Source organism: Cupriavidus basilensis (assembly GCF_000832305.1).
In the GTDB taxonomy this organism is placed as follows: domain Bacteria; phylum Pseudomonadota; class Gammaproteobacteria; order Burkholderiales; family Burkholderiaceae; genus Cupriavidus; species Cupriavidus basilensis_F.
In genome coordinates this window covers 1,044,612-1,065,385 of the sequence record NZ_CP010537.1, presented here as the reverse complement: position 1 = coordinate 1,065,385, position 20,774 = coordinate 1,044,612, and the positions used below count along the sequence as shown (strand labels likewise).

Below are 20,774 nucleotides of genomic sequence, written 5' to 3'. Positions count from 1 at the left end.
GCAAAACCTCAAACAAACAACGTGGAGACAGACATGAATGCGAAATCGCGCCGCCGCTACGCGGCCATGCTCGGCACGGCATTGCTCGCCTTGACCCAGATTTCCTTTGCCGATACATACCCTTCTCGCCCGATCAAGGTCGTGGCCCCGTACGCGGCTGGCGGAGCGATCGACATCGTTGCACGCACGCTGTCAGACCCGGTAGGCCGCGCGCTCGGACAACCCATGGTCGTCGACAACAAGACAGGGGCGGCAGGCAACCTTGGCGTGGATGCCGTCGCCAAGGCAGCGCCAGACGGCTACACGTTGACCGTGGCCCTGAGCTCCAACCTGATGATCAACCAGTTCCTGTATGCGAAGCTGCCATACAACCCGGGCAAGGACCTGACGCTGATTGCAAAAGTCGCGGACGCCCCGCTCGTGCTTGTCGTGAACTCGCATCTCGGCGTCAACAACCTCGCGGACCTGCGCAAGTACGTGCAGGCCCACAAGGGCAAGATGTCGTATGGGTCGTGGGGAGTCGGGACCATTTCTCACCTCAGCGCGAGCCGGCTCAACGACCTGCTTGACGGCGACATGGCGCACGTCGCCTACCGCGGTGAAGCGCCGATGATCAACGACCTCGTCGCAGGGAACATCCAGCTTTCCTTCGTCACCGGTGCACAGGCGCCACAGTTCATTGCGGCCGGACGGCTGAAGCCCATCGGGGTGACGGGGCCGGCCCGCCTGGCAGCCTTGCCCAATGTCCCGATCTTGAGCGAGGTCGGCATGAATGACCCGACGCTACGCGCGGTGGGCTGGGTTGGCGTGGCCGCTCCGGCCGGAACGCCTGAGCCCATCGTCCAGCGACTGGCTGACGAAATCGACAAGGCACTGAAGAAGCCGGATATCCGGAAGCGCATCCTGGACCTCGGCTGGACACCCAGCTACCAGGACCCCAAGGGCATCGCCGCGACATACCGCCGCGAAGCCCCGGTCTGGAAGGAAGTCGTACGTCAATCCGGCGCAAAACTGGACTGATCCATCCCCGCCCATACGAGACAACACAACATGACCAATGCCGCAACCGCGATGACAGCCGATCGCACGGCCGTCAGGGAAATGAATAGCTGGTTTTTCGACACTTACTTGCCTGCGTGGGTACGGATGGGTTCCGATGCCACCTTGAACAACGGGGCAATCCTCGAATACTGGGGGGCGCCGCTGCACGCCGCGTCGGTCAACATGACGCGGTGCCTGCTCACCGGCGACGAAGTCATCGGCCTGCTTCGCGCGAACCAGGAGCCACTGCAGGCGCAGCAGTACACGCATACCGTGGTACTCGATCGCCACGTGAAGGGCTACAACAGCAACGCCGGTTCCATCGATGTGATCTGGTCGCGCCGACGTGCGGACGAAACCGAGATTGAACGCCGCGCGGTCCATTTCGACATCCATCGCACCGGCCAGGGCTGGCGAGTGGTCACCGTGGCAAGCACGCTGACCGACCGTACAGCGCTCAGCGAGATCTGGGAAACCGTTTAAACGAGGAGAAGAAAACATGACGCAACCCAACGATGCAGCGCTCGTTCTCTACGAACTGCACCAGGGCGTCGCCATCGTGACGCTCAACCGTCCGCCCCAAAACCGCCTGAATCGCCCGCTCTATGCCGAGCTGGAGGCCGCGGTGCGCCAGGGCGTTCGCCAAGGTGCGCGATGCATGCTGTTTCGCAGCAACCTCGATGACTTCTGCCTCGGTGGCGACTTCCGTGAGTGGCCTCACCTCCAAACACACAGCGCACGACGCGAACGCTTTGGCTATTCGAACGGCATCCTGAACGCGATCGAATCGCTGCCGATCCCGACCATCAGCCAGATCAACGGCCGGGCATATGGCGGCGGCTTCGAGTTTGCGCTGCACACCGACCTGATCATCGCCGCCAAATCGGCAAGGTTCCGCTTTACCGAAGCGACACTGGGCGTCTCTCCGCTGGCAGGCGGCGTACAACGCATCGCCGAGCGCTGTGGCCGCAGCGTGGCTGCGCGACTGGTGATGCTGTCGGAGGAAATCACGGCGGCAGAAGCCTTCTCCCTGAATATCGTCGCCAAGGTGGTCGCCGATGAGCAACTCGCAGAGGTGGCACTCGCTCACGCCGAAGGACTTGCCGCAGGTCCCACGCGCGCACACGCCGTAACCAAATCGGTGCTCGGCGCATGGTCCGCGGGCGGCGTGCGCAGCGCCGATGAAGTGATGATCGAGCATGTCTCGGTGTTGCTCGCCACCGACGATGTGCAGCGTGGCGTCAGCTCCGCGATCCAGGCGATCGACGCGGGCGTGGCCCGGCCGGAGATTCCGTTCAACGGGCAGTGAGGACATTTTTCATGCAAGCAGAAGAACACTACATCGCCGCCGAAGGCGGCATTGAACTCCACGCATGGGTGTTCCGGGCGGCAGCCGGCACGGGACCAGTTCCAGCGATCACGATGGCGCACGGCTTTTCCGGCCTCAAGTACCGGGGCCTACGCGCGTACGCCGAGCGGTTTGCGGCAGCCGGCTTTGCCGTGATCGTCCACGACCATCGCAACTTCGGCCTCAGTGGCGGCGAGGTTCGCGGCGATATCGATCCTTGGCGACAAATCGCAGACTGGCGCCGTGTCATCACCTACCTTGAGACGCTCGACGGCATCGATCGGCAACGCATCGGCATTTGGGGAACAAGTTATGCCGGAGGTCACGCGGTGGTGCTTGGCGCGACCGATGCCCGGATCAAGGTAGTGGCGGCGCAGGTCCCTATCGTCAGCGGCTACGAACAGAGCCTGCGACGAGTCGCACCTGACGCCCGCGCCGCTCAGCAAGCGCTCTTCAACGAGGACGATCTTGCGCAACTGCGTGGGGAAGCGCCGATGATGCAGCGTGTGGTGAGTCTCGACCCCGCCGTGCGTGCCGTCTACCGGTCCAGGGAGATGATGGAGTTCCATGACGCTTTCGAGATTCCGGACGGCGTCGATCACAGCGAATTCGTTACCGTGCGCTCGACAAGGCTGTCCCAGATGTATGAACCGGGTCAGTGGATTTCACGCATTGGGCCGAAGCCGCTGCTCATGGTGGTGGCGGAGCACGACACGGTGACACCAACCGATCTCGCGCTGGCCGCCTATGAACGGGCCGTGGAGCCAAAGCAGCTCAGGATTATCGGCGGTGGGCACTTCGACGCCTACCGCAAGGAGTTCGAGGCTTCCAGCAGCGCCGCGTTGAATTGGTATCAGAAACACCTGATGCCCGGGACACACCTATGACGGGTATAGCGCCGCCACTCGATCCTGCGGTACCGGAGGGCATCCTTGTGCTCGTGCACGGCTATCTAGACGGCCCCGATGTCTGGGCTCGCGTTGTCGAAAGACTCGAGCTGCCCGGCTGGCGCATCCTCTGCGTTGCATGGGGAGAAGACCAGCCACCGCCATCCACGTCCGAACTGCAACTCGAGCAGTACGCCAGCGCGGTCCTGGCGGAAGTCCGGCTTGCGTGCATTTCGGGCTCGGAAGCCGTCGTTGTTGTAGGCCATAGCATGGGCGGCCAGATCGGCGAGCTCGTGGCCCGTCGTCTTGGGTCTCGCGCAGCGGGGCTGGCTCTGGTCACTTCTGCCCCGCTGGCCGGCTATGCCTTGCCACCGCCGGTCATGGAGCGCTTCATGTCGCGCGCAGGCATGAAGGACAGCGATGCAATCCGCCAAGGAAAGCGAAGCCTCGCCGTAGCGCTGGATGAAGAGGGGCTGGATATCCTGGTCCGCTGCACGCTCGCAACGAGCCGCGACAAAGCGCTTGCGCAACTGCGCGCATGGACCGGAGGCCATCCGGCCGGCAGGTCTCCGTCATCGGTTGACCATCCCGTTCTCTGCATTGCCACTGACGACAAGTTCTTCAGCGAAGAACTTGTGGGAGCGGCGGCGGCCCGTTTTCCAAACGGGACGATGGCCAGGGTGGCCGGCGCCGGCCACTGGCCCCAACTGGAACAGCCGGAAGCATTGGCGCAAACACTGACGAACTTCATCCGCACGCTGCCAGGACAGACTGCAGATCAACGCTGACTTGCTGGCGACAACAAACAGGAGACATTCGGATGCAATCCAGCGAGACACCCTCTCCACCGGCGGGGAGCCAGTACCCCTTGCTAATCAAGCAACTGCTGCTTTCACCATTGACGCAAGCCCCCGATCAGTCGATTGTCTACCGTGATAATCACCGGTATACATACCGCGCACTCAGGGAGCGGATCGGCAGGCTCGCATTCGGACTGCAATCGCTGGGGGTTGGCCACGGCGATACCGTGGCGGTACTCGACTGGGACAGTCACCGGTACCTGGAGTGCTTCCTCGCGGTGCCGATGATGGGTGCCGTACTGATGACGGCCAACATCCGCTTGAGCCCGCAGCAGCTTCAATATACGCTTGAGCAATCGAAGCCGAAAGTCCTGCTGGTTCACCGCGACTTTCTCGAACTCGTGGAATCGTTCAGCGAGGTCGTCAGGAACGCGAAGTGCCTGCTGATCCTGGATGACGAGGAGGACTGCACCGCGGCTGGCGGCTACGAAGCGCTGCTGGCCCGGAGTCGCGCCGATTTCCGATTCCCCGACTTTGATGAAAACACCTGCGCCACGCAGTTCTATACGAGCGGCACGACGGGATTGCCCAAGGGAGTCTCCTACAGTCATCGCCAGATCGTGCTCCATACGCTCGCCGTCTGCGCGGCGTTTGCCATGCCAGCCAGCCAGGGGCGCTTTCACAGGGGCGATGTCTACATGCCACTCACGCCGATGTTCCACGTCCACGCGTGGGGCATGCCTTATGTCGCGACCATGATGGGGGTGAAACAGGTCTATCCCGGGCGCTATACACCCGAAGGGATCCTGGCACTGCGCGCTCGGGAGGGCGTAACGTTCTCCCATTGCGTTCCCACTATCCTGCAGATGCTTCTCGATCGGGCCGACCTTGATCGCGTCGGCCTCTCGGGGTGGAAGATCGTGGTCGGCGGCGCCTCGTTCCCCACGAGTCTGGCAAGCAGAGCGATGGAACACGGGATCGATGCATTTGCCGGCTACGGTATGTCGGAGACCTGCCCTTTCGTCACCACCTCGCATCTGGGACCGTCCCTTTGCGCTACGGACGATTCAGCCGAGGCGATGACATACCGGACACGCGCCGGGCGCGCATTGCCGCTTATGGATATACAGATCGTCGATGAGGCGATGCAGCCGGTGCCTGAGGGAAATCATACCCAAGGGGAAATCGTGCTGCGCGCCCCGTGGCTTACGCAGGCGTACCACATGAATGCGTCTGCCACGGAAGAACTCTGGCGCGGTGGCTATCTCCATACAGGTGATATTGGTATTCTCGACGAAGCCGGATACTTGCGGATCACCGACCGCCTGAAGGATGTGATCAAGACGGGAGGTGAATGGTTGTCGTCGAGCACATTGGAGGACCTGATTCGCCAGCATCAGTATGTTCGCGAAGCCGCCGTTATCGCCGTCCCCGATTCCAGGTGGGGTGAGCGTCCGATGGCGATCGTCGTTGCAACGACGCCCTCCCCAAGCTCGTTCAATGCAGCCGCCATCCGGAACCACCTGTCAGACTACGTCACCTCGGGGCACATTCCGAAGTATGCTATCCCGGAGACGATACACTTTGTCGACGAGTTGCCGCGCACCAGCGTGGGCAAGTACGACAAGCGTGCTATGCGCGAACGCTACCAGCATGTCAGGGGACCAAGTTGAAGAAAATGGCGAAGGAGCACCCGTCAACCGAGACAATCGGAAAGGTTGACCCCGTTGCATCCGGTAGCGAGGAAGGCATCGATCGGAACTTTGTCGAAGCCCTCGCCCGAGGGCTGCGCATCCTCCAGGCATTCCATTCAAGCGAAGAGCGCCTGAGCAATCTCGAAATCGCCCTGCGATGCGGGCTGCCGAAGTCGACGGTGACCCGCCTGACCTATACGTTGACGACGCTCGGCTTTCTGCATCACATCCACGAACTCGGACGCTACCGTATCGGTCTGGCCACGCTCACGCTGGGACGCATGACCCATTCCCGGCTGGATCTCATGCAAGCGAGCGAGGGATTGCTGCAGGAGCTCGCAGACAGCACTCGCACAATGATTTCGCTCGGCATCCGCGACGATCTTTCGGTCCTGTATATCGACAGTCACCGAAGCCAGTCAACTGCGATTACGCTGAATCTGGATATCGGTTCGCGATTGCCACTTGGAACAACGGCAATGGGCCGCGCGCACATAACGATCATGGGCGTTGCCGAACGTCGAATCGTTCTCGATCGTCTGCGAGCGTTGAGCGAGGCCAACTGGCCCGCGCTCGAGCACGGCATCTCGAAGGCATTCCTTGATATTGCGGAACTCGGGTGCGTGACGTCGTTCGGTGACTGGAACAAGGAAATCAATGCTGTCGCAGTGCCCCTGAAGCTCGGCAATGCGCTGCCCCCGGTAGTGATCAACGCCGCTGCGCCCGCCAGGACGGTATCAGCGCAGACATTCATCTCGGACGTTCGCCCCCGCGTGATGACAGCAGCCAAGATCATCGAGAATCGCTACAAACGCAACTGGCTGCAAGCCTAGCAGGGTCCGAAAAGAACTGAGGGACGCGGGTACGAAACCCGCGCGCTTCCTGCCGGATTTCCCCCTTTTTTCCACGCCCTGACCGCCCCTCCCTCGTCCAGCGCCAAGCGCAACCATTTGGCCTTGGTTCAGACCCGCTCAAAGATGGCAGCGATGCCCTGCCCGCCCCCAATGCACATGGTCACCAGTGCATAGCGGCCTTGCACGCGTTGCAGCTCGTACAGGGCCTTGACGGTGATCAGCGCGCCGGTGGCGCCGATCGGGTGGCCCAGGGAGATGCCCGAGCCGTTCGGGTTGACCTTGGCCGGATCGAGACCGAGCGCCTTGGTGACCGCGCAGGCTTGCGCGGCAAAGGCTTCATTGGCTTCGATCACGTCGAGGTCGGCCACGGTCAGGCCAGCACGCTCCAGCGCCTTCTTCGTGGCCGGCACGGGGCCGATGCCCATGGTCTTGGGATCGACGCCGGCATGCGCATAGGAGACCAGGCGCGCCATCGGCTTGAGGCCGCGCTTCTCAGCCTCGGCACGCTCCATCAGCACCACGGCGGCGGCGGCATCGTTCAAGCCCGAGGCGTTGCCCGCGGTGACCGTGCCGTTCTCCTTGACGAAGACCGGCTTGAGCTTGGTCATGTCTTCCATGACCGCGTCGTGGCGCACATGCTCGTCGGTATCGAAGGTCACGTCGCCCTTGCGGCCCTTGAGCGTGACCGGCAGGATCTGGTCCTTGAAGTGGCCGGCGCGGATCGCCGCCGATGCACGACGGTGCGACTCTAGCGCGGCTTCGTCCTGCTGGACGCGGGAGATGTCGTACTCCTTGGCCACATTCTCGGCGGTGACGCCCATGTGGATGCCGTGGAACGGGTCGTGCAGCGCACCCAGCATCATGTCGAGCATCTTGGCGTCGCCCATGCGTGCGCCCCAGCGGGCCGACTGCGCCAGGTACGGTGCGCGGCTCATGCTCTCCGCGCCGCCGCCGATGGCCACATCGGCATCGCCCAGCAGGATGGTCTGCGCGGCGCTGACGATGGCCTGCAGGCCCGAGCCGCACAGGCGGTTGACGGTCAGGGCCGGCGCGTCGATGGTGACGCCGCCCTCCACTGCCGCCACCCGGCCAAGGTACATGTCCCGGGGCTCGGTCTGGATGACGTTGCCGAACACCACATGGCCGACGTCGTCGCCGCTGACCTGCGCGCGGGCCAGCGCTTCGCGCACCACCATGGCGCCCATCTGGGTCGGGGAAAGATCCTTCAGGCTGCCGCCAAAGGTACCGATCGCGGTCCGGACGCCGCTTACCACCACCACTTCACGTGTCATCTCTCATCTCCACAGTTTCAGTTGCCAGGCGCGGTCCGGTTTCACGTACCGGTGCGCGGTGTTGTTTCGAGCGAGGAGCGGCAAGAGTGGCTCTGCCAGAGGCAGACCGCATCGGCCTCGGCGGCAAATGCACGCCAGCGCTCAGCCTGCCTTTTGACCTGGATGATCGACGACTCCATCGCCTCCTCGCCCGGACTGCGGACCGGACACGGTCCACTGTCCTCGATAGATACACCCATGCTGCTCCCTTTAGCGGTCGTTGGTCAGGGTGCGGAAGTGGCGTGGCTGGATCAGCCATGCGTCGTGCTGCACTGTCGAAGATGCAATCATCGGCACGCGCTGCGAGAGCCAGCAGCGCGTCGGCAGTTCCCAGTCGGCGACACTTGCGCGTAGCGCGGCGATGTCACTGGGCAGGTCGGCGAGCGTGGCTCGGATCGCCTCAATCTGCGCCGCAGCGAGATTCCGGACAATGAAGACCAGCCGCCCGCGACCATCCTCGAACGGGCTTTCGCGCGGCCAGGCCCGCAAGCGCACCGGCGGATAGGCCACGTCCTGCACGCACTGTACGACCCGAGGGTGCGCATCGCCTGCCACGCACATCAAGCCTTTGGCACGCAGCAGCGCAGCACCATGCCGGCGCAGGATCTGCCCCATCGCGACCGCGAAGCCGAACCACGGCACTGGCCGGTCGAAAGTGATGACGAAGCTGTGAACATGGGCGCTATGGCGTCCGCGCTTGTGTGCTTGGGGCAGATAACGTCCCGATCCGGCCACCTCAGCGCCACTGATACCCCCTGCGGCCTCGTTCTGGTGCGCAATCTCGGTGCCCAGCCACGCCTGCAAACCAGGTGCCAGGTCGGTGCGACCGTAGACACCAGTGGATGACAGTAGCACGCCAAGATCGGCAACACCGTGACGCACCAGGACACGGCTCGCCTGTGGGTTTAGCGACTGCAACTCCTCCTCAAGCCGGCCCAGTTCCGCCGTAGACGCCCGGTCGCATTTGGTGATCAGCACCCGGTCGGCTGCCATGATCTGTCGCCGACTCTCGGCGTATTCGTGCAACTGCTCCAGCCCATGGGTCGCCGAGATCGCCGTGACGACCTCAGCGCACACATATCGCGCACAGACAAAGGGTTCTTCCATCAGTGTGTAGAGCACGGGCACCGGGTCCGCGAGACCGGTGGTCTCGATCACTACACGCGTGATCGGCGCAATCTCGCGGCGCGCGACACGCGTGAACAGGCTCTTCAGCGCGGCAACCAGATCGCCCTGCATATTGCAACATAGGCAGCCCGAATCGAGCAGCAGCATCCGATCGCTGACGGCGTCGACAAGGTGATGATCGATGCCGACCTCACCGAACTCGTTGACCAGTACGGCCACGCCAGCCATGCCTGGCTGGTGGACCCAATGGTTCAGCAAAGTGGTCTTGCCCGCGCCCAGGAAGCCGGTAAGCAAGCTGACCGGAATGCGATCGACGGGGACCTTGCCCGCTACGGGCGGCGTGGCGGAAATGAGATTCATCGAAAAGCCTCCTGATAAGCGGATGTCATTGCAGGTACGATCCCTGGCTGGCGTAACGTCTTAGCATGCACAGCATCACGCCGAAAGTGCCCGCAGACGCACCAACATCTCAAGCACCGCCTCGGGTCGGAGCCCCGGCGCGATCTCAACGAATTGGAACTGTCCGGTCGGGGGCGGTGCAATGGTCTGACCGGCCGCGAACGCCGCACTAATGTCGCTTCCGAACGGAAGTGAGCCGTCATAGCTCCCAGCCTCGGCGATCACCGCGTCGAGCCCGGCCATTGCCTCGGCTGGCACCTGGGTAAAAGCGGGCAGCCGCAGCGCCACCGACCAGCGATAGTGACGCGCAACGTTGATCACCGACCTGTAAGGCTCGACAAAGGCCGTCCCGAGGTCTCTGTCATCCGTCTGTTCCTCCAGCAACAGGCCCGAGATCGGGAAGGTCGAGACCGAGCGGATCAGGTCGGCCACGTACATCGCTGCATCCTCGATGGCATCGGGGTCGAGGTCTTCGTCAGCGCCGCCGGCCAGCCGGTTGGCGTGCATCAGCCACGCGCGCGGCGATGGCATCGCCAACACGAGCGGCGTCTGACCACGCAAGTGCGCCAGCACCGCCTCTACCACCTCAGCCAGCACTGCCTTGGGTGCCGCAGGCTCCAGCAGCTTGCGCAGCGCCGTCGCCGGCCGGCGACGGCTTCCAAGTCGAGCCTCTAGCCCGCCCTCGCGTCTGCTCCAGGCTTCGAAGAGATCACCGACCTCGATAACCGCCACGTCCGGCTTCAGCAGGCCGTGTGCTTGTGAGAAGTAGGCCAGGAAGCCCGCGGCACTTCCCCACGGGTCCGCATCGTCCGCGCCGAGCAGCAGGCGCTTCGTGTAGGCCGAGGATTTCAGCCACACACGGATCGCGCTACTGCCCGCCGAGCGCGGCAACAACTCGGCGAATGGCGTGCTCATTGCTTCGCGTCCTTCAGCACGCCGGCAACGGCCAGTCGGGCTTCCAACTCCTCGATGCGCACGTCCTTGGGATTGCGCATGTAGTTAGGCTTGGGTTCCCTTGCGCTACGAGTGTTATCTGGGCTGCCAACGTAGAGCGTGTCCACGTCATCGCCCCAACAGCCAAAATACTGCATGTGCGACGGCGGCTTGGGCTGGTTCCACGTCTTGACGAACTCCTTGAACGGCACGCTGCGAGCGATGCGCGCCTTGCGCTCAGCATCGCGCGCGGCCTGAGTTGCCTGGTGATTGATCGCCAGTGTCACAGGGTCGAACTTCACCTTGTAGAGCCGCTCGGCTACGCCCGGGGAGATCAGGCCATCCTCAATGTCCTTGATGACACCAGCCGGGTCACGCTCCAGCAAGTCGCCGTAGCCGGCGCCTGCTCCTTGCGAGATCATGAAAAGCTCCCCTCGTTTGGAGATCTCGAATCCCATGCCCATGTGGTGGGTGGTATAGCTTGCGCCCTCGAACGGCTGCTCGTTCATGATCTCCTCAATCGAGTGCTTGAACTTCTCCGGCTCGTTCATCAGTACGTCGTACACATCGACGTCCTGCACCTTGCACAGTGGATATGCGCCGCAGGCGTAGCCACCAAACAGGCCCTGGATGGGCGGGATCTTGGCGCCCTGGCAAACGGTCATGAAGCCCCACTGGTCGCTGTCCTTGGTGGCCACCATCATGGTGTAGCCCTGACCACCGCGGTACTTGCCGGGGGCGATGGCGTCCCGCGTCATCTTCTTCGAGACGAGTTGAAGAAACGGCACTTCCTCTTCATTCAGTTCCTGCTCGCCGATGTCTGCCATGGTCGCGAAGATCGGCGCCAACGCATGCTCGCCGTCGCGATCGACCGTCGCACCCGCGCCCATGCCATTCAGGTCCGCGCACAGATTGCCCAGCGTCTCGCCGTGCTGGCTGACCCCACCCCAGATGAAGGTGTTGATCATGTTAAAGGTTGGCGCATGAACCTTGGTGTACTTCTCCGGGCAGCTGTAGAGGAATTTGGCCACCGCATGCTGACCGGCGGTGAAGCCGGTAAAGATCGACATCAGGCTCTGCGAGTTCGGCGCTGCATACGAGCAGTTGACGATCGAATGCGGATCGGTGATGACCTCGATTGGCGCGAACGCCGCCTGGCCGCGCGGCAGATCCGGCCAGACATAGCACAGGAAGACCTGTGCCAGCATGCCTTTGAGCCCGGCGACGATCGTGTTGGTGGCGCGATTGGTGAATTCCGGGCTGGATCCTCGGAAGTCGAAGATCAGCCTATCGCCAGTCTTGGTGAGCTGGCAATTGATTCTCACCACGCAGTTCTCACGCAGCGTCGAGTCCTGGATGATATAGGTGCGCACCGTCATGTCAGGCCACTCGCTAATGCGGCGCTTGACCTCGGCACGGACATTCTCCATTGTCAGGCGCAGCGTTGAAACCAGAGCCTGCGGGCCGTCGGTATTCAGTGTCTCCTCGAGGCGCTGCTTAATGCGCAGGCAGGCAAAGAGCTTGACTTTCATATCCTCGTACTGCAGCTTGGGCTCGCGCACAGAGTTTTGCAGGAAGGTCAGGATGTCGCGCTTGATCTGATAGTTTTCAACCACTTTGAAGGGCGACATCTTGAGCCCCTCGTCGCAAGGGCTCTCGGCCATCGAGGGCATGCCGCCGGGCTCAATGGCGCCGTTCTCACCCTCATGCACCGTGGACGCGACCCAGCATACCAGCTTCCCTTCGTGGAAGATGGGCAGGATCATGCTCTGGTCGGTATTGTGGACGTTACCGTAGCGTGAGTCGTTGTGGATGAATCCGTCGCCCTCGCGCACGCCCACAGTCGGGTCGTTCATCCAGTTCTTGACGATGAACTTGATCGGATGGTGCACCAGCGCCGAAAAGATCAGCACCCCGCCCGCACTGGCAATCGCCAGATCGCCCGAGGCGGAATACACACCGGTGATCACGTCGCCCCACTTGGCGCCGGGTGCCGCGCCCATCTGCTCGACCATCTCGTAGCCCTCGTCGCAGCCAGCCTGGATGCGGTCGCGGATCTTTGCGACGGTGTGAGCGTCGCTGACCTGGTGGATGGCTACGTCCTCGTCCGCCGTGCGCGGCATCAGGTCGTGGTTCTGCATGATCTCGGGGTCGGGTCCGAGGAACAGCGTTGTGTCGTTGAGAAATTTCTTGATCAGCGCCACTTCCTCGGCGCTGGGCATCTTTGCCTTGACCGGCACATTAAGTTCGCTCATGTTCAGTCCTGCAATTGTGAGTGTTGGATGAGGTTGCGGCCGCGCTCAGGCACGCAGAAACCAGGAGGCGCCCTGGCGCGCTGCGACGAAGTTCCATCCCGGGTTGACCAAGAAGGTAGTCACCTCGGAAGCGACAACGGCCGGCCCCGAGATCTGCACACCCGGCTTGATGTCGGCGCGGTTCCACACCGGGGTGTCCAGCGAACCCTGATGGCCCACGAAGTAGCACTTTCGCGAGCTACCCGGAGGCGGCGGCGCCTTACGCTGCTCGGGAGGTAGTGGTTTGATGTCCTCGAATTGCACCGTTTCATGCCGCACGAAGGCCGCCACGCGAATGGTGTTGATGCGAATGCCCGCCTCGGGTGCTTGCGAACCCTCGCCGAAGCGCTTGCCGTAATCATTTGAGAACTGCGAAATCAGCGCCAGCACGTCGCCAGGGCCATGCACCTCATGATTGGGAATCACCGCCGTGGTCTGCACCAGCTGATTGCCATATCGCATGTCCAGTTCCAGGTTGTGGCAAATGTCCTCGCGCGAAGCGCCTTGGCGTAGCAGGTCCTGCGTGCCCAATTCCTTTAACTCGGTGACGATGCTGTTGAAGCGGTCGTAGTCATCGAACAGGTGACGGGTGTTAGAGTCGTACAAAACCATGTACAGCGACTGCTCGTGGATATGCAGTTGATGCATGTTGCCGGCGCCTACCGCCGAGAACACCGAGCTAAGCGGCGGCGCCAGGATCTTGTCGATAGCCAGATTCTGTGCGATGCCACAGCAGTGCAAGGGGCCATTGCCGCCGTAGGCCAGCATCGTGAAGTCTTTCGGGTTGTAGCCACGCGCGCGCAACTCGGTGAACAACCCGTTTGCCATGTTGTCGTCCACCTTCTCGCGGACTAACAGCGCCGCTTCGATGACCGAGCAGTCGAGGTCGTCACAGAGCGTGTCTTCGATTGCCGCCTTCGCGCGGCGCGGGTTTAGCGGAATCGATCCGCCTGCGTAGTTCTTCGGGTCCAGATAGCCCAGCACAAGGTCTGCGTCCGTCACCGTCGGGCGCATGCCGCCGCGATCGTAGCAAGCGGGACCGGGGTCGGAGCCAGCCGATTCCGGACCGCACTTCACTGTGTTGTACATGCGGTCATAGCTGGCAATCGAGCCGCCGCCAGCGCCCAGCGTCACCAGGTGCACCATGGGCACCGACACCAGCCAACGGTCGATCACCGGGTTGAAGTCGTAGTGCTTGATGCCGCCGTCAACGACGATGCCGATGTCGTAGCTCGTGCCGCCCATGTCGGTGGCCACCACGTTGCCCAGACCGGCCTGCATTGCAAGGTGCTCGGACGCGCCTATGCCAGAGACAGGGCCGGAGTGGATGGTCTGCAGCGCATCGGTCGAGTTCAATTGCGCCATACCGCCGGAATTGTGGATCACCAGCATCGGTTTCTCGTAGCGGTGCGCGCGCAGGTTCTGCTCCAACGCCGACAACGCGTGGTACATCGTCGAGTGCAGGTAGCCATCGACAATCGCCGAGGTAGCGCGCACGTACTCACCCTTGCGTCCCGCCACTTGATGCGACAAGATGACAGGGATCGCGCCTAGCAGGTGCGATGGGTATTCTTCCAGCAAGATTTCCTCGATGCGCTGCTCATGTGTCGGGCTCACCACCGCATTGACCAGGGCGACAACGATGATCTCGGCACCCCTGTCCACCAGCAAACGGATCTGCGTGCGTACATCGTCTTCGTCCAGCGGCATCACCAGCTTGCCCTGAAAATCTACCCGTTCGCGCACACCGCAGATCATGTGCGGCAGCACCAGCGGGTCCGGACGCTGCGCGTTGGGCATGTCCTGTTGGCCGAGGTTGTCCAAACCTTCGCCATAGCCGCGTGCCCGGCTAAGGGGCACCGTGGCTTCAAAGCCGGCTGTCACCAGCATTCCGATCTTCGGGCCCTTGTGCTCGATCAGCGCATTCGTGCCCAGCGTGGTGGCGTAGCGTACCGAATCGACCTGCGACAGAATCTGCTCCAATTGCAGATCCAGCACGTTGCAGGCCTTGCCCAGCGCCTCATTGAATCCCAACGCCAGATTGTGATGGGTGGTCAGGGCCTTGGCTTCAATGTACTCGCCATCCCAGACTACGAAACAATCGGTGAACGTCCCACCGATGTCGACAGAAACTCGCCTCATGCTATCTCCTCAATTCGTGGGTACCGGCGTGCGCCGACCCGGCGGCGGGTGCGTACACCCTCCTCCGCGTCGGCTCGCCAAGCCGGTTCAGGTAGTCAGTTCAGCAGGGGTTCAGTGGTTGTGTCCCTGGTCGGGCACGACGGCCGGACCGACCACCGCCTCGCCCATTTCCCCGCGCCGCGCCCACTGTGCTTTCAGGGCGGGCAGGTCCGGCTGCATGTCGTGCAGCGGCGGGTGGCCAGGAATCGCATATTCGACTTCGGCCTGCGTGCCGCAGCCCGGGCAGCAATATTCGAGAATCCGTACCCACTCCGGATCGGGGCTGAAAGTGAAGCGGTACTTCTCGGGATCGATGATCGGTGGGTGGATCTCGCGCGGATCCCGGTTATGCACCAGGAGCCCTTCCTTGTAGCTTTCGCTGGCTGGTCCGATCACATGCCCACAGACGCGGCATTCCCATTTCTCGGTCTCCAGATCGATCTGGAGATACTCCGTCATTAGCACTTTCATGGCTTCAGCCTTTCCTGTTAAGCAGAATATCGCCGGCATCGCTGATGGCGAATGCCCAGCCATCGAGCACCCGACAGGTGAAATAATCTTCTTCGAGAATCGCTGGCCCGGTCGCCCAGTCCCCGGCTTTCAATTGCGCCAACTTGTAGACCGGTACGTCAATGCGGCCCCTATCTCGCGTGAGGACGTTGCGCACCCCGTCGGACGGGGCAGGATTAGCCTTAGCGAAGGAGGCAGTCCTGGACGCGTTGGAACGCAACGCCTTGACCGCCTTGAATTCCAGCTCAACCGAGCGGGCTCTGGCGAATGCAGTCGGGAAGACCGGCGACGCATCGAGCGACTGCACCGCCTCCTCCCCATCTCCCAAATCGGCCACCAGCTTCGCCTCGACCGTGTAGGATCCCGCAGCGCAGCCTTCGGCAAACATGTCACGCGATGCCTTAACCTCCAGTGCGTTGAGCACCTCCTTCAAGCAATCCGTGCTGTGGTCCCCCAGCGTCACCGTGTAGCGCTGCGAGATATCGCAGGCGCCGATGCCGTAGGCGCTGAACACCGCTGCCATCTGCGGAATCGCCACCTGATCAATACCGGCCTTCTCCGCCACACCGCAGGCGTTTAGCGGGCCAGCACCACCGAAGGCGAGCATCACGGTGTCCTTCGAGATCGTTGTGAACCGATGCAATTCGACGGCGATCTTCTCTTCGTAGGCGTGCTCCATCTGCAGGATCGCCTCGTCCGGACTCACCTGCAGCGGCTCGGCGATGTTGATGTAAATGGCAGTCGCGGCCCGATCCAGATCGAGCGCCATATCGCCGCCGAAGTATGACTTCGGGTCCAGCAACCCGCACAGCAAACCGGCGTCGGTGATCGTCGCCTCTTTGCCGCCACGACCGAAGCAGGCCGGGCCGGGCACCGCGCCGACGCTCTCGGGGCCGATGGTGATGCGGCCGTTGACAACCTTGAAAATCGAGCTGCCGCCTGCCCCTGCACTCAGGATTTCGCACAGTGGGAACGAAACACTGATCCCCTCCACGTGGCCGCGGCGCACCTCTGCAACCGCGCCATTCAGGTACTGGCCGATGTCGGTGGTCGTCCCGCCGACGTCGATTGAAACGGTGTCATTGAAGCCGTAGCGCTTCGAGAAAGCCTTAACGCCTTCCATGCCACCGCGCGGGCCGGAACTGTAGGTCTTGATTGCTACCGTTTTGGCGACGCGCGAGGCGTCGCCGTCATTGCGGAAGATCAGCAGCGGATTCTTCGTCCGATAGGCGCGCAGGCGGTTTTCCGCGTTGAACAGGAACGCCTCCATCGCCGGATGGAGAAACGAGTTGATCAGCGCCGTCCAGGTGCGGCGCACCACGTCACGGTCGGAGGTCAGATCGCTGCCGTACAGAATCGGTACGGCACCCAGCAGGTGCCGGGGATACTTGCGCAACGCGATCTTCTTGAAGCGGTCTTCCACCGCCAGGAAATTGCTGCCGCCGAAACTCGCCACCAGGCGGTTCGCGCCGTTCGCGGTGAGGTGGTTAATTGCCTTGACCACGTCGATCTCGGCCTGGTCGCCCATCACGACCGCGGAATCGAGAAAAACCACGCGGTCGCCGACCAGCGCCTCGAATACATCCGGGTCATGCTCGGCCAAGCGCACCGGCAGATCGCGCGCTTTCGCGTCGACAATTAGCCCCAGCCGCGGCCCTTTGCGTTCGCAGATGGCGTTGGTGCCCTGCGTCGTCGAATAACGGATCAGGTCTACCTCTTCCAGCAGACGCTTTACGTCCGGCTTTCCGTAGACAATGCCCGATGCCTTTTCCAGCCCCTCGAAAAAACACTTGCTCAGGTCGTATGGCGTGGTCAGGACTTTGGTCTTCCTGACCGTCGAGTCATCCAATATGCAGATATCGGTGAGCGTCCCGCCGTTATCGATGTTGATTTGCAACGTCATGTCGTGCCGTCTCCTAGCGTTGATCTCGCAGTCATTGCCCCCGATGTCCGGGTAGCGTCGGTTGAGTTCCGCAGTCCCTATAACGCGAAACCCGTGCCAGATCTGGAGAGGCCGACAAAAAAAGCTATCTACTTGATTTCACTGTATTTTTACTCCCGTCAGAAAAGACCGCCTCAGATCTACTGTCCGATTCCCGGACAGACATCATGAGCCTCGCTGGACATTCTGCGACGCAACATTGGGAGACCGGAAGTGCAGCTGCCGAAAAACCCGGCAAATACCCTGACGAGGTAATGAACAGGATGCAACGTTATTCCGAGAATTCATTGCGATCTTGTCCAGAGCAGGGTAGTGGCTGGATTCCCCAGGACAGGCCGACAGGAGCGCAACCTCAATCGATGAGGCAAACAGATGACAAGACACCGCCGACAATCCGGTGCCAGCCGAAAGCGAGAAGTCGCATGGATTTTCAAGACTCTAGCCCTATCGGTTAAGGAAATAGACCGATGGATAAAGGCGGAATCGTGCGCTGCGTTCTGCCGGGACGCGCTAGTTTTCGATGGCGCCCCATGGTAAACATGATCAACCATTCACGGGGAATGCAATTGACCGGCAGTGCGATTGGTTCGAGCAATACTGTGCCCGAGTATCGTATGTCGCGTAGATCTGCTCCGCCCGGCGCTGGATGTACCAGGCGGTGGCAGTCCATATGCCTGCACTGAGCACCGGGCGATGCACGCGCGCCGCGCGATCGTTTGCAGTGTGAACTGCAAGGGGTGCCGGACCTTCCCTTATTGGGCGCTACTTGCTGGATCTGACGATGGAGAGGCAGGGGCAGTATGCGAATCAAACCGACGCCCGGCGTGATATCACCTGGTACATTGCCGGGCATCTATAATCCGACGCGTTTGCATGCACGCCCATGCGCTCGATCGCCCCAAGCCTACGAGGCGAAGCTGGCCGCAAAGCAACCTGGCGGCTTATCCGGAATGACTTGCCCACCGGACGCGCTGCTGCGCAACTCATCAACTACGCCGTCAAGACCGAAGCGCTCGAGCTTGAGGTATAGGGTGCTCCTGGCGATCCCCAGGTGACGCGCCACGGCAGTCATGTTGCCCTGGCATTGCCGAATGGCCTCGTACAGCGCCCTCCGCTCGGCTGCCTCTAGACGCGTCAGAACACGCGGCCGACGGCCGTTATCGACAGCCATTCGCTCGCGATCGCCTGCCTGGGGCTGAAAAAGCTCCACCGGCAGATCTGCCTCGGTGATCAGGGTATTGCCTGCCGTCAACAGCATGTTCTCGATCACATTCCTGAACTCGCGCACATTTCCGGGCCAGGCATAATCCTGAAGCCGCTCGAGCACGCCGGGCGTCACCTGCACAGACTCGAGTCCGTGTTGCCGCGACAGTAGTTTCAGGTAGTGATCGGCCAGCAAGGGAATGTCATCGGCGCGTTCACGCAGTGGCGGGATGTTGATGCTGGTGACCGCAATACGATAGAACAGGTCCATCCGGAAGTTGCCATCGCTGATCTGCCTGCGCAGATCACGGTGCGTGGCGGCGATCAGGCGGAAGCTGACCTTGCGAGCCTTGTTCTCGCCGAGGCGATAAACCTCGCTCTCCTCCAGCACGCGTAGAAAATGCGGCTGCAGGTCGATCGGCATCTCGCCGATCTCATCGAGAAACAGCGTGCCTCCGTCAGCTGCTTCGATCTTGCCAATCATCCCGCCACGCTTTGCGCCAGTGAACGAACCCTCGGCATGACCGAACAGCTCACTGCTAAGCAGTTCGCGCGAGAGGCCGCCACAGTTCAGTGCCACGAATGGCGCGCTCTTGTCCGCATTTGCTTCGTGAATGCCGCGCGCGAACACCTCTTTGCCGACTCCGGTTTCGCCGAGCAGCAGCACCGGCACGCGTGACTTTCCCAGATGCCTTGCTCGGGAGATGGTCTGCTGAATCGCCGCGGAGTGGCCGATAACGCGCTCAAACGAGCGGTCGGAAGACGCAGCCACGGGCTCAGGAACCGACCGGGCGGTGCCGCGCGCGCGCTGGTGGAAGGGCAATGTCAGCAGCGCCCCGACCTGTCTCCCGCTAACCATCACCGGCTCCAGCCAGTCACGACTCGCCCACGCCGGCAGCGTGATCGGCACACCGTTGCCACCGATCGTGATCTCGGTCAGCCGCGGTCCTGCGGGGCGACCATCTGCGCGCCCTAGCTCGGCCAGCATCTGCGTGGCGAGGCCGTTGGCCTTGATTGCCCTGCCTCTGCGATCAAACAGAATGACGCCATCGCTCATATTGTCCGTAACGCGCTCGATGCAAGCCTCAAGCAGGCTGCAGCGGATGTCCAATTCGGTCTGCGCCAGCCTTCCCTCGATGCGAGCCGCCGTAGATACCACCAGCGCCAGCGCGTGGCGGCTGTATGACGTGGTGAGACCCGACACATCGAGCACCCCCAGCGTGCTGTTGTCGAGCGGATCGCGGATCACCGTGGCGGAACACGACCAGCGCTTGATGCCCTCGCAATAGTGTTCTGCCGAATGTATCTGCACGGGCTGCCCGATCTCCAGCGTTGTGCCGATCGCGTTGGTGCCGCAGGCCGGCTCACTCCAGTTGGCCCCCGAGATCAGATGGACGTTCTCCGCGGCGCCCAGTGTTGAGGTATCGCCCTCCAGATTCAGAACCGTGCCGCGGGCATCGGTCAGGACCATCACCGTACCCGTCTCAGTCAGGAAATCTCGCGCCAGTGCCATCACCGGCGTGCTGGCGCCGAGCAATTCGGCGCATTGATCCCGCAGTAGATGCAGCTTGTCCTCGGACATCGGTAGCGGTGCGTTGGCGCGGTCCGGGTTGACGCTGGCTTGCTGGCAGCGGCGCCATGAATCGTCGATCAGCCGCCGGAGGGTGCTCGAGTCGGCTTCGCGACCGCACTGGAATCGTTCCCAAGCGGACATGACGCGGCCGTCATTCTCCGGTCGCGAGAACATCTGCTCTAAAGCTCTGGCGGGCATTCTGGTTGTCTCCTGCGTGTGTCGTTCACTTCTCATCGACCAGAGTCTGATCATTCAGCCGGACAACCGTAGGTTAGAGCCGGTGGCGAATTGGATCACCACCTAAAAGAGTGGTATGGCTGGATACATTGGGTAGTACTGGCGCCGCTGACAGCACACCCACCTCCTGAGGCTTGGGCAACAGCGACGAGTCGGCGAGGAATTCACCCGGTCCTCTCGCCTATCCGCGATGGTCTGCATTCGAAACCTGCGCGCTACCAGCCTGCCAACAGCAAGAGTGCGAGTGCAATGGAGAAACTTCCGGGGGAACCCTGACGGCGGCATAACGTGGTCAAGCAGCGTTGGCTATGTGCGCGTCCGCTTGGGGTTTTACGGACTCTGGGGGTGATTTATAGTAAGGGTACCAGGGCCGGAAATGCCGCATCGCAGCATGGTCCCTCAAAAATTGCTACATCGGA

15 protein-coding genes are annotated in these 20,774 nt (G+C 62.0%); 7 read left to right on the top strand and 8 right to left on the bottom strand.

Annotation, left to right across the window (positions count from 1 at the left end; translation table 11 throughout):
* The first annotated feature begins 33 nt into the window (after positions 1-33).
* Genes RR42_RS25490 through RR42_RS25460 form a run of 7 tightly spaced genes read left to right on the top strand, consistent with a single transcriptional unit; the run spans position 34 to position 6,603 of the window.
* Complete coding sequence (locus tag RR42_RS25490) at positions 34-1,020, top strand: Bug family tripartite tricarboxylate transporter substrate binding protein (protein WP_043354077.1); 987 nt, start codon at positions 34-36, stop codon at positions 1,018-1,020.
* Positions 1,021-1,050: 30 nt separating this feature from the next.
* The gene (locus tag RR42_RS25485) at positions 1,051-1,524 is read left to right on the top strand and encodes a hypothetical protein (RefSeq protein ID WP_043354076.1); all 474 of its coding nucleotides are present in this window, start codon (positions 1,051-1,053) and stop codon (positions 1,522-1,524) included.
* Between the two features lie 16 nt (positions 1,525-1,540).
* Positions 1,541-2,350: an enoyl-CoA hydratase/isomerase family protein gene (locus RR42_RS25480; protein WP_043354075.1), complete on the top strand. Its 810-nt coding sequence runs from the start codon at positions 1,541-1,543 to the stop codon at positions 2,348-2,350.
* An 11-nt stretch (positions 2,351-2,361) separates the two neighbouring features.
* Complete coding sequence (locus tag RR42_RS25475) at positions 2,362-3,276, top strand: alpha/beta hydrolase (RefSeq protein ID WP_043354066.1); 915 nt, start codon at positions 2,362-2,364, stop codon at positions 3,274-3,276.
* Positions 3,273-4,064 (top strand): alpha/beta fold hydrolase, encoded by a 792-nt coding sequence (locus tag RR42_RS25470; RefSeq protein ID WP_043354065.1) that lies wholly within the window; start codon positions 3,273-3,275, stop codon positions 4,062-4,064. The genes RR42_RS25475 and RR42_RS25470 overlap by 4 nt, the downstream gene beginning before the upstream one ends.
* A gap of 32 nt (positions 4,065-4,096) precedes the next feature.
* Complete coding sequence (locus RR42_RS25465) at positions 4,097-5,749, top strand: fatty acid--CoA ligase (protein WP_043354063.1); 1,653 nt, start codon at positions 4,097-4,099, stop codon at positions 5,747-5,749.
* Positions 5,750-5,754: 5 nt separating this feature from the next.
* Positions 5,755-6,603: an IclR family transcriptional regulator gene (locus RR42_RS25460; RefSeq protein ID WP_043354061.1), complete on the top strand. Its 849-nt coding sequence runs from the start codon at positions 5,755-5,757 to the stop codon at positions 6,601-6,603.
* A gap of 128 nt (positions 6,604-6,731) precedes the next feature.
* Here RR42_RS25460 and bktB read toward each other — a convergent pair whose 3' ends face one another.
* The 8 genes from bktB to RR42_RS25420 all read right to left on the bottom strand — a co-directional run bounded on the left by bktB (position 6,732) and on the right by RR42_RS25420 (position 20,316).
* Positions 6,732-7,916 (bottom strand): beta-ketothiolase BktB, encoded by a 1,185-nt coding sequence (bktB, locus tag RR42_RS25455; RefSeq protein WP_043354059.1) that lies wholly within the window; start codon positions 7,914-7,916, stop codon positions 6,732-6,734.
* A 249-nt stretch (positions 7,917-8,165) separates the two neighbouring features.
* Positions 8,166-9,443: a CobW family GTP-binding protein gene (locus tag RR42_RS25450; protein WP_052494966.1), complete on the bottom strand. Its 1,278-nt coding sequence runs from the start codon at positions 9,441-9,443 to the stop codon at positions 8,166-8,168.
* Between the two features lie 75 nt (positions 9,444-9,518).
* On the bottom strand, positions 9,519-10,397 hold the full coding sequence (locus RR42_RS25445; protein ID WP_043354057.1) for a hypothetical protein: 879 nt from the start codon (positions 10,395-10,397) through the stop codon (positions 9,519-9,521).
* Entirely contained in the window at positions 10,394-12,670 is a 2,277-nt protein-coding gene (locus RR42_RS25440; RefSeq protein ID WP_043354055.1) for a hydantoinase B/oxoprolinase family protein, read from the bottom strand. The genes RR42_RS25445 and RR42_RS25440 overlap by 4 nt, the downstream gene beginning before the upstream one ends.
* A gap of 45 nt (positions 12,671-12,715) precedes the next feature.
* Entirely contained in the window at positions 12,716-14,851 is a 2,136-nt protein-coding gene (locus tag RR42_RS25435) for a hydantoinase/oxoprolinase family protein (protein WP_043354052.1), read from the bottom strand.
* Positions 14,852-14,962: 111 nt separating this feature from the next.
* Positions 14,963-15,349 carry an acetone carboxylase subunit gamma gene (locus RR42_RS25430; protein ID WP_017226736.1) on the bottom strand — a complete coding sequence of 129 codons (387 nt, stop codon included), beginning with the start codon at positions 15,347-15,349 and terminating at the stop codon, positions 14,963-14,965.
* 16 nt (positions 15,350-15,365) lie between these two features.
* The gene (locus tag RR42_RS25425; RefSeq protein ID WP_043354050.1) at positions 15,366-17,303 is read right to left on the bottom strand and encodes a hydantoinase/oxoprolinase family protein; all 1,938 of its coding nucleotides are present in this window, start codon (positions 17,301-17,303) and stop codon (positions 15,366-15,368) included.
* 943 nt (positions 17,304-18,246) lie between these two features.
* Positions 18,247-20,316, bottom strand: coding sequence for a sigma-54-dependent Fis family transcriptional regulator (locus RR42_RS25420; protein WP_052494965.1), 2,070 nt, complete (start codon positions 20,314-20,316; stop codon positions 18,247-18,249).
* Between the last annotated feature and the right edge of the window lie 458 nt (positions 20,317-20,774).

Coding starts and splice junctions, on each gene's coding strand:
- RR42_RS25465 (WP_043354063.1), top strand. CDS start 4,097: ATGCAATCCAGCGAGACACCCTCTCCACCGGCGGGGAGCCAGTACCCC.
- RR42_RS25485 (WP_043354076.1), top strand. CDS start 1,051: ATGACCAATGCCGCAACCGCGATGACAGCCGATCGCACGGCCGTCAGG.
- RR42_RS25440 (WP_043354055.1), bottom strand. CDS start 12,670: ATGAGCGAACTTAATGTGCCGGTCAAGGCAAAGATGCCCAGCGCCGAG.
- RR42_RS25475 (WP_043354066.1), top strand. CDS start 2,362: ATGCAAGCAGAAGAACACTACATCGCCGCCGAAGGCGGCATTGAACTC.
- RR42_RS25430 (WP_017226736.1), bottom strand. CDS start 15,349: ATGACGGAGTATCTCCAGATCGATCTGGAGACCGAGAAATGGGAATGC.
- RR42_RS25460 (WP_043354061.1), top strand. CDS start 5,755: ATGGCGAAGGAGCACCCGTCAACCGAGACAATCGGAAAGGTTGACCCC.
- RR42_RS25450 (WP_052494966.1), bottom strand. CDS start 9,443: ATGAATCTCATTTCCGCCACGCCGCCCGTAGCGGGCAAGGTCCCCGTC.
- RR42_RS25435 (WP_043354052.1), bottom strand. CDS start 14,851: ATGAGGCGAGTTTCTGTCGACATCGGTGGGACGTTCACCGATTGTTTC.
- RR42_RS25425 (WP_043354050.1), bottom strand. CDS start 17,303: ATGACGTTGCAAATCAACATCGATAACGGCGGGACGCTCACCGATATC.
- RR42_RS25490 (WP_043354077.1), top strand. CDS start 34: ATGAATGCGAAATCGCGCCGCCGCTACGCGGCCATGCTCGGCACGGCA.
- RR42_RS25480 (WP_043354075.1), top strand. CDS start 1,541: ATGACGCAACCCAACGATGCAGCGCTCGTTCTCTACGAACTGCACCAG.
- RR42_RS25470 (WP_043354065.1), top strand. CDS start 3,273: ATGACGGGTATAGCGCCGCCACTCGATCCTGCGGTACCGGAGGGCATC.
- RR42_RS25445 (WP_043354057.1), bottom strand. CDS start 10,397: ATGAGCACGCCATTCGCCGAGTTGTTGCCGCGCTCGGCGGGCAGTAGC.
- bktB (WP_043354059.1), bottom strand. CDS start 7,916: ATGACACGTGAAGTGGTGGTGGTAAGCGGCGTCCGGACCGCGATCGGT.
- RR42_RS25420 (WP_052494965.1), bottom strand. CDS start 20,316: ATGCCCGCCAGAGCTTTAGAGCAGATGTTCTCGCGACCGGAGAATGAC.